This window comes from Alteromonas sp. AO-Serp, assembly GCF_017849675.1.
GTDB lineage: Bacteria > Pseudomonadota > Gammaproteobacteria > Enterobacterales > Alteromonadaceae > Alteromonas > Alteromonas macleodii.
The window spans coordinates 1-8911 of sequence record NZ_JAFLMX010000255.1 but is presented as its reverse complement, the minus strand read 5'-3'; the positions used below and the strand labels follow the sequence as shown (position 1 = coordinate 8911).

Sequence of the window (8911 nt, the reverse complement as noted above, 5' to 3'; positions counted from 1 at the left end):
TTATTTACCCGACCAAGATGTTTACGCAGGTGAACCAGGGTTTAATAAATTTGATACTAAGTCGAACCAAGTTACCTTACTTGGCGAGCACTTGATAAACGATACAACGTCACTTTCATTTACTGCCTTATGGCGAGATGGCGAAGCAGACTACCATCAAGCGTGGCCCACTTTTACTGGCGGTACGAGATATCTAAATGCTTATGTTGGCGCTCCGGTTGCACCTACCGACACATTTGTTCCAAGAACGTTTTATCAGGCAGACAATACGTTTAATCAACACGCTTTTGATATTCGTGTAAACAAGGGCTTTGTGACAGGTTCTTTCGAACACGAGTTACTTGCGGGTGTCCAATATCAAAATGTAAAAACTGACGCCAACTCTGCATACTACGCAGGTGGTGGGGTATTACAAGGTGATTTTAGGTACATTCTGGACTTGGCTAACCCTGAGTACACAGGCGCACCAGAGCAAGCCATTTTCGACGCAATCTACAACGATGCGCCTGAACAGACAGTCACGGACACGGGGTTATACCTGTCTGATCAAATTTCCTATGAAAACTGGCGAGTAACGCTAGGCCTACGTCACGACCGCGTTGACAATGATACTGGCGTAACGGAGCAGGATGACACGCAAACATCTTACTCAGCTGGAATCTTGTATCGCTTTGACAACGGTATTTCCCCCTACCTTAGTTACGCTGAGTCATTCGAGACGGTGGTGGGATTAGATAACAATAACAACCAGCTTAAGCCAGAAGAAGGCCGTCAATACGAGGCAGGGATTAAGTATGAACTATCGTCAATTCCTGGTTTTATCACGCTGGCGTATTACGATATTGAAGTTTCAAATCTTCCTAATCCCAACGGATTACCAGACGAAGCGGCACAACAGCAAGGCGTAACGACCATAGAAGGGGTTGAGCTAGAAGGGCGCGTAGACTTTGGCCAAATTACAGCGCAGTTCGCTGCATCGGTCATGGACGCTGAAGATCCTAACGGTTTCTCGTTGTCAGCACAGCCAGATAGCAATGCATCCCTATGGATAAATTATTCTCCACTCGAGCTTGAAGCGCTGACCGTGGGAGCAGGTATTCGCTACGTAGGAGAGTCGGTTTCTGAAAACGGGGTTATTAGATACGACACACCTAGCTACACCCTTGGTGACCTGATGGTGTCGTATGAGCTTTCAGATAATTTGAATTTGCAGCTGAATGTAAGAAATGTGACCGATAAAAAATATCTCACGTCTTGCTTATTCAGAGGTGACTGTTTCCCAGGAGTACGCAGAACAGTGAACGCGTCGCTAACCTATTCGTTTTAAGGATTTATCATGCTTTCAGTTGCAGCGGGTGGTTTAACACTTGCAGCCTTAGGGGTTATTTATAAAAGTTGGCGCGCTCAAGCGTCAACGTATCTTTATTTGGGTCTTGTCGTATGGCTAGTTGCAGCAGTGTGCTGGTCTTATGCTCAGGGGTGGGAGTTTGGCGTGCTATATGCGCTGTGTATTCCTTCCATTTTAGTGTGGCCTTTTATTGCGTTTAACCAAACGCATTTGCCTCAGCCAAAAAATGTACCTCAGCCGAGGAGCTTTGATTTCTCGCGACGTACAGTTCTAGGGAACATCGCAAACTACATCGTGGTGCTGGTTGTTTTATTGGTTGTGAGCGTGTTATTGACGCTAGGACTATGTGCGCTACTTCCATTCTCAATAGCAGGGAAGTTGGCTACAGGTATCGTGCTGTTGCCAATTTTGTGGGGTCTTATTGTTTATTACTACCTTGCTACCGCCCACAAAATTAAAGTTGTTGTTGCTTACGCAGTTTTGGCTGCACTTTGCCTACCAATACTTATTTTCTTCCCCATGTAGGTGAATATCGATGGATAAAATAACAAAACAAAATGCATTAAATGCACATACTTGGGTAGGCGTTTTTCTAAGTGTACTTCTCTTTTTGGTGTGCTTATCTGGGACCGTTGCGGTTTTTCACTTAGAGTTTGAAAGGTGGGAACAGCCGCATATTGAAGAAATGGAGAATGTTTCTCCTGATGTTGTTGAAAAGGCGATGGACACCTTTTTGGCTCAGAATACGCAGGAGTCTCACCATCTTTATGTGGTTTTCCCTACATCAGATATCCCTCGGTTGGTGGTAGAAAACGATCATGCTGCTTACTTTGCCGACAGTGAAGGTAACTTATTAGAGCAAGAAAGCGTGTCTTTTACCGAAATGCTTGTGAACTTGCACTTGTATCTCAATTTGCCACAAAGTTGGGGAATGATTTTGGTCAGCGCTTTGGGCGCTATCATCTGTACCCTTGTCGTCACTGGAATTATTGCTCACAAACGAATAGCAAAAGATGCTTTTAAACTTCGACGGGGTGGCAACGGTCAGCAAGCACAAATTGATTTGCACAACCGTTTTGGACTATGGGCAGCGCCTTTTCATTTAGTTATAGGTATAACAGGCGCATATTTTGGTATGGCAGGGATCATTTTGGTGGTTGTTGCCTCACTAAATTACGAAGGCGATCGCGACGCGGTTATCCAGAAAATCTTTACGCCAGACCCTGTATTAGCGCCACAGGAAGGTAAACCGGCTATTGGTAGGGCGTTTGCACAAATGCAAACGCTAGCGCCAGAAAAGTCGCCAATATTTTTAACGGTACACGAAGTCGGTGAACCAGAGCAGTTCATCGAAATATATGCCAAGGCACCCAATAGAATGATCTACGCAGAAGGCTATCGATTCGATACGGCGGGTAACTTTATCGGTGTGGCCGGCTATGAATTCGGTGAATGGGGTAAGCAGTTGGTATGGGCGATGTACCGTTTGCACTTCGGTGACTTCGCCGGCCTTACCAGCAAATGGCTGTACTTTGTTCTTGGTGTAATGCTGACCATGCTTTGCGTGTCGGGTATGGAGATTTGGCTGTCTAAGAAGGCGCATCCGCCGTTAGCAAGCAGGCTTTGGTACAGCACGGTGTGGGGTAGTGTGAGTGCACTCGCATTAACTGCTGTAGCAGATATGTTTTTTACAGGCTCGCTCATCGCCGTTTTTTGGTGCCTTATGCTATTTAATACCGGCATTACAGTGGGAGTTAAATCACTCACAAAGCCGATATGGTTGCTTATATCAGGCCTAAGCGTAATGGTGTTACTCATAGCCTATGCGGCTGTGCACCAAAGCGCGACGCTATCGGTTGCGTCACTTCAGCTTAATATACCTATGGTGGTGTACGTGGTGTGGAGTGTTTATCGTGCTAATACGCTGATTAAGCGAGCTAAAAATGCAGAAACACAGATTGAAACCGACGCGAGTAACAGCGCGCCTCAATCAGCGCAAGAAAAAAGAGTGAATGCGTAAATCTTATCGTAACTATTAGGGGCTCACAGGAAGCCCCTTAGTTACGCTTCTTTCTTTTCCATGTACCGCCATACATATAGCCATTGCTGGCCTTTGCTCGTTCTTGACAAGCTTTGCATACTATACGCCACGTGTCTTCATCACCACATCGAATACGAAACTGTGTGTCGGCATTGATACCGCAGTTGTCACAGGGTTTTGGTAGCCGAACTCTGTCCTTTTTTCCCACTCTAAAAGCGTCTCTTTTTTTTCAATTAATAAATTCTCTGATGCCTATTTTTTATCACAGGTCACTGCGCATAAGCTCGAAAACTTAAATCACTTTTGCGATTGCAACGGCAATAGAAGAGCCTTTTTCAACGGCTGTGCCCCATAATTTCATTAATAACGACGGCCTTTTCGTCATTAGGAGCAGCGCTTCATCTCTGTGATGTTGTTCATCTGCTTGGCATTGTCTAAACCGATTTATAACGTTTGAAGGGGGGATGGCTAACGCAGAAATGCGCTTGCATTGTTCTTCGTAATGCGAATCTACGAACTGCTCTACTCGGTAAATGGTGTAGTAAAAGCAATTAATACCGCAAAGTCTTGGAATAAAACCGGTGATAAACCCAGAAGCTATCCATACAGGTAAAATAAAACTTCCCCTAAAAAGCGGCATTTCGTTTTCAAAGACGGCGAGGTGTCGTCTTTCCGTTTTAAGGTGCTCATGTATGAAGGGTTGTGCCTCGCTTTTTGTGCCAGAAAGATTAACCAGTTTTAAAACACATTCGGCGAATAGAGCACCACGGTATATCCAAACGGCTCCCGTCTCTCCCGCGTGGCTCGCACGTAGTTCTTTGTCTACTTGCTTAGCGTGATTATCTCCGAGTGTTTTTGCATAAAATGGCATGACGTACCTCTGTAGCATTTTATAAACAAACGATCTGAAGGGGGGAATGGATGCTACCTAACGAATTTGTAATGCATATTCAAATATGCGCTATTTAGAAAGCTCTGGATGATAGTGTTCTATTTATAAACGAAAGCAGAGTATCGGAGGGTTGCTTGCTATGGTTGATAGATACACAACATGCGTTGCTTGTAGGAGAGCATAAATGAAGGTATTCGGTGGCGTTGTCATTCTGGTTTTAGGGTATTTACTATTGTGGCCAGTTCCCATTGCGCCAATAGGCTGGCAAGCACCGAGCAGTAGCGGATTTTCGGGGGAGTTTGCGGAAAACAACCGTTTGGCGGGCCTTTCGTTTATTGAATTAGGCGAAGATAAAGGGCCGGAGGATTTTGCGATTAACGCTGCGGGAACTATTGCAACCGCCACTCATTCTGGTGCGGTATTACTCAAGAAAAAAGGTGAGGCAACATTTACTCCGTGGATTAACACTGGTGGACGTCCGCTCGGTATCGAGTTTGATACCAACGGCAACTTATTAATCGCCGATGCTCATCGCGGATTGCTAATTGCAGACCCTGAAGGTGAGCTAACGGTATTGGTTAACCAAGTAGAAAACACTAAAGTTGTATATGCGGACGATGTGGATGTTGCCGCCAACGGCAATATTTACTTCACTGACGCAACTACCAAGTTCTCTGCCAAAGAGTATGGGGGAACGCTGCAAGCGAGCTTGCTAGAAATTTTGGAACATAGAGGCAATGGCAGGCTTATAGAGTACGACCCAGTACGTAGAACGAGTAATGTACTGATGGATGGTTTGGTTTTTGCGAATGGTGTCGCAATAAGCCATGATCAAAATTCAGTATTGGTCAACGAAACCGGTAAATATCGCGTGTTGCGCTATTGGCTAGTTGGGCCAAAACAGGGCCAAGTGGAGGTCGTAATTGATAATTTGCCAGGATTCCCAGACAACATCAGCCAGGCAACTAGCGGCGCGTACTTTCTGGGTCTTGCTTCGCCTCGCTCCGCTCCCGTTGACGCTCTATCTGACAAGCCTTTCATTCGTAAAATTGTACAGCGTCTGCCATAGTTCATGCGCCCACAAGGTCAAGCATACGGGCACCTTGTTAAAATAAGCGAAAGCGGAGAGGTTTTACAAAGTTATCAAGACCCTAGTGGTGCATTTCCCTTTGTTACAGGCGCAATACAGACAGATGAAGGTGTATATGTGAGTAGCTTAACTGCACGGTCGGTAGGTGTGTTGCAGTTAAACTAGAGACGATAATAAGCATATTGTTACGGCAGAATAAGTAGTCTTCTTTTCTACCGTGATAGAGCGATACGCGTCACGAATGACATTTACTCATCAACTCTGCAACACGTTTTCTTACATTTCGAAACATTTTAAACTTTTGTTATGTAGTTACGCTTAGAAGGATATGTCACTATCGGCTATGCTAATAAAAGTTGTTTTTAGCACAAGTTTAATAGTTTTGGGCTAGCCGTTTTAAAAGGATATTTTCTAAATCATGAAAGCGTATACGTATTCTTCTGTTGCACTTGCAGTCACGATTTCTCTTCTAGCTGGATGTGGAGGCGGCTCAGGCTCGTCTAATACCCCTCCTGTGGTGACAACGCCTACCACGCCAACGACACCTGTAACAACAGAGCCAGAGTGGGAAGCGGGAGTGTATGAACCGCAATCTCAATATCTAGCGAAATGTGAAACTCCTAGAAGTGGTATTGATCCTTTTACTAATAGGGCTTACCCAGATACACAAGGTACCGCTATGGATGAAAAGCTGTGGCTACGTACTTGGACTAATGACACTTACTTGTGGTACGACGAAGTAGATGACAATGACCCTGCAAATTTCTCAGTGTTGGGATATTTTGATCAGCTTAAAACCAATGAACTAACGCCAAGCGGTACGCCAAAAGATAACTTCCACTTTTCACAAGACACTGCCGAATATAACGAACTGTCTCAATCGGGGATTTCATCGGGCTATGGGTTTGATTGGGAATTTGGTTCAACAACCGTGCCGAGAGTACTAACAGTGCGATTCACTGAGCCGGGTTCACCTGCAGCTACTGCTGGCGTGCCTCGCGGTGCGACCCTTTCGCGTATAAACGGCGTCGACTTTGTCAATGACAACACGCAGCAGGGCGTCAATGCGATTAATGCTGCGCTGTTTCCGGAAGACGCAGGTACGGTTACAAGCTTTGAGTTTGTGCAGGTTGATGGTCCAACTCTCTCAGTAGACATCACCTCCGGCGATATCAGCGTAACGCCGGTTCAAAACGCAAAGGTACTCGATACCGAAAACGGCAAAACGGGCTACTTCCAATTCAATACCTTTATCGTTACCGCGCAAGAAGGATTAATTGATGCGTTCGATATGTTTGTTGAAGAAAATGTGACCGAGCTCGTTATTGACCTTCGCTACAACGGCGGAGGACGTTTGGCGCTAGCTTCACAGCTTTCCTATATGATAGCGGGTCCGAACCAAACCAATAACGCAACCTTTGAAACATTGCGTTTTAACGATAAAAACCCAAACACCAACCCTGTCACCGGAGAGACCGTTCGTCCAACACCGTTTTACCGCAATGTTATTGACTATAACGCAGGGCAACTTACCGACACGCTTCTGCCTAGCCTTTCGCTGACGAAGGTTTACGTTTTAGCCACGGGTGCAACATGTTCAGCAAGTGAAGCGGTAATGAATGCACTTCGTGGTATTGATGTAGAAGTAGTGCAAATTGGCTCTACTACTTGTGGTAAGCCGTATGGGTTCTACCCAACAGACAATTGCGGTGAGACCTACTTTACTATCCAGTTCCAAGGGGTGAATAACAAAGGGTTTGGTGATTATGCTGATGGTTTCATGCCTACCACCACGCCTAATTTCGATTTTGAGTTGCCGGGGTGTGAAGTTGAAGATGACTTTACCGCAAGCTTGGGTGATCCAAATGAAGGGATGCTGTCAGCTGCATTGGAATATGCTGCTACAGGCTCATGTCCCGAAGTTGTCACGTCAAACGGCGTGGCAGATGTCAAAGCACTGCGCAGTAACCAAAGTGCGTTAGGGGGCGAAAAGCTCATTCCTATCGACAAGCCTGAACAACGCAAAGAGAACTTTATTTTACACAACAAAATAAATCAGCCTGTTATTCAGGAGCGCAAGTAATGTCGCTTCCTAATAAAAAAGGAAAATTGCTAAAAGGAAGATTGCTAGCTGCACCTCTCGCCATACTTTTGCTCTCGGCGAGCGGATGCGCGACAACGCAGGAGGCTGAGTTACACGAGGCAGTAACCAAATCCATCAGTGTGAGTCAAAAGCAAGCTATTGAAAGTAAGATCAGCAACTGGTTTGGTGGTCTAAACATAACGATAGCCGATGATGCATTCAGTCAAACCGCTAGCATAACGATTGAGCGTAAAGCAAAGGATGATAGTAGGGGATTACCTATTGACGGAAGGCACGACAACCCTGTTTATAGTTTTACGCTGCTAAGTGATGGTGAACAGTGCGTGTTGCGTAACGACCAAAATGGGGAACTTACCGTGCTTGAAAATGTGACCTGTTATATAGTGGACGAGGCATAAGTCGGGATAAATCGAAGAAAGCGCAATGTCATCGTTGACAATAGGCCTTAAAAAACGCCCAGAGTCTACAAGCTCCGGGCGTTTTTGTTTCTATCGTTTATGCATGCTTGGCTGCTTTTGCGTGCGGCCGCGACTGTTGCCGCCGCTATTATTTCCTTTCGAAGCGTTGCCTCTGTTCTTATTCCCGCCAGTGTCGTTAAGCTGCTGTGCTGTGTTACCACGACCTTGCTTGTTAGCGTTGGAATTACGTCGGCTCTTATTTACGCCGTTACCGCCTTTGCTGTTCTTGCCCTGAAAGGTAGGAGGAAGCCCAGTATGTTTGGTCAGTGCGCGTTCACCACGACGGCCTTTTTGCGCTTTTTGGCGTTTTTCATCTGCCGTTTCTGGCGGAACAAGGTGTTGAGGACCACGGCCTATTAAGTCTTCACGCCCCATACGTTTAAGTGCTTCACGAATTTGTGCAAAGTTTTTCGGGTCGTGATAACGCAACATCGCCTTGTGTAATCGACGGTGAATTTCACCTTTTGCAGAAGGCACCTCTTCACTGTCTTTAGTGACTTTGCGAAGGGAATTAACCTCGGTATGGTACATGGTGGTAGCCGTTGCCATTGGCGACGGATAGAAGTTTTGTACCTGATCGAGCTTAAATTTGTTTTCTTTAAGCCAAATCGCAAGGCTTAGCATATCGTCGTCGGTGGTACCCGGGTGCGATGCAATAAAGTAAGGAATAAGGTACTGCTTTTTACCTGCTTCTTGTGAGTACTTATCAAACAGCTCTTTGAAGCGGTAGTAGCTGCCCATGCCCGGTTTCATCATTTTTGAAAGTGGGCCATCTTCGGTGTGTTCTGGAGCGATCTTTAAGTAGCCGCCTACGTGGTGAAGAGCCAGTTCTTTCACGTATTCCGGGTCTTCTACCGCTAGGTCGTAACGCACGCCTGAAGCAATCAATATCTTTTTAATTCCAGGCAACTCACGAGCACGGCGGTATAAGTCGATAGTTGGCTTATGGTCCGTATCCATGTGCGCACAAATGCTAGG

General features: G+C 45.7%; 8 protein-coding genes and 1 pseudogene. 6 read left to right on the top strand and 3 right to left on the bottom strand.

Annotated elements, in window-relative coordinates:
• The 3 genes from QVA83_RS16910 to QVA83_RS16900 all read left to right on the top strand — a co-directional run.
• On the top strand, nt 1-1327 hold a 1327-nt coding region (locus tag QVA83_RS16910), incomplete at its 5' end, for a TonB-dependent siderophore receptor (protein ID WP_287498729.1).
• A 9-nt stretch (nt 1328-1336) separates the two neighbouring features.
• Nucleotides 1337-1873: a hypothetical protein gene (locus QVA83_RS16905; protein ID WP_287498728.1), complete on the top strand. Its 537-nt coding sequence runs from the start codon at nt 1337-1339 to the stop codon at nt 1871-1873.
• A gap of 10 nt (nt 1874-1883) precedes the next feature.
• Nucleotides 1884-3368, top strand: coding sequence for a PepSY-associated TM helix domain-containing protein (locus QVA83_RS16900; RefSeq protein WP_156078283.1), 1485 nt, complete (start codon nt 1884-1886; stop codon nt 3366-3368).
• Between the two features lie 37 nt (nt 3369-3405).
• Here the strand turns inward: QVA83_RS16900 and QVA83_RS22500 are convergent, their stop codons facing one another.
• Both QVA83_RS22500 and QVA83_RS16895 read right to left on the bottom strand, forming a co-directional pair.
• Nucleotides 3406-3597, bottom strand: a complete 192-nt coding sequence (locus tag QVA83_RS22500; RefSeq protein ID WP_075176463.1) for a DUF8622 domain-containing protein — start codon at nt 3595-3597, stop codon at nt 3406-3408.
• A gap of 84 nt (nt 3598-3681) precedes the next feature.
• Nucleotides 3682-4260 carry a demethoxyubiquinone hydroxylase family protein gene (locus QVA83_RS16895; RefSeq protein WP_075176464.1) on the bottom strand — a complete coding sequence of 193 codons (579 nt, stop codon included), beginning with the start codon at nt 4258-4260 and terminating at the stop codon, nt 3682-3684.
• Between the two features lie 205 nt (nt 4261-4465).
• Here QVA83_RS16895 and QVA83_RS16890 point away from each other — a divergent pair.
• The 3 genes and pseudogenes from QVA83_RS16890 (at nt 4466) to QVA83_RS16880 (ending at nt 7873) form a co-directional block, all read left to right on the top strand.
• Nucleotides 4466-5536: pseudogene (locus QVA83_RS16890) on the top strand (strictosidine synthase family protein).
• Nucleotides 5537-5789: 253 nt separating this feature from the next.
• A complete protein-coding gene (locus QVA83_RS16885; protein ID WP_156078284.1) occupies nt 5790-7454 on the top strand; it encodes a S41 family peptidase in 1665 nt (554 codons plus the stop codon).
• Nucleotides 7454-7873, top strand: coding sequence for a hypothetical protein (locus QVA83_RS16880; RefSeq protein WP_156078285.1), 420 nt, complete (start codon nt 7454-7456; stop codon nt 7871-7873). Before QVA83_RS16885 ends, QVA83_RS16880 begins: the two co-directional genes overlap by 1 nt.
• Nucleotides 7874-7963: 90 nt before the next feature.
• On the opposite strand, the gene QVA83_RS16875 is transcribed toward QVA83_RS16880, so the two are convergent.
• On the bottom strand, nt 7964-8911 hold a 948-nt coding region (locus tag QVA83_RS16875; RefSeq protein ID WP_287498727.1), incomplete at its 5' end, for a DUF3362 domain-containing protein.

Bases quoted from the DNA above. Each gene is read 5' to 3' on its own strand.
- QVA83_RS16905 (WP_287498728.1), top strand. From the start codon at position 1,337: ATGCTTTCAGTTGCAGCGGGTGGTTTAACACTTGCAGCCTTAGGGGTT.
- QVA83_RS16900 (WP_156078283.1), top strand. From the start codon at position 1,884: ATGGATAAAATAACAAAACAAAATGCATTAAATGCACATACTTGGGTA.
- QVA83_RS16895 (WP_075176464.1), bottom strand. From the start codon at position 4,260: ATGCCATTTTATGCAAAAACACTCGGAGATAATCACGCTAAGCAAGTA.
- QVA83_RS16885 (WP_156078284.1), top strand. From the start codon at position 5,790: ATGAAAGCGTATACGTATTCTTCTGTTGCACTTGCAGTCACGATTTCT.
- QVA83_RS16880 (WP_156078285.1), top strand. From the start codon at position 7,454: ATGTCGCTTCCTAATAAAAAAGGAAAATTGCTAAAAGGAAGATTGCTA.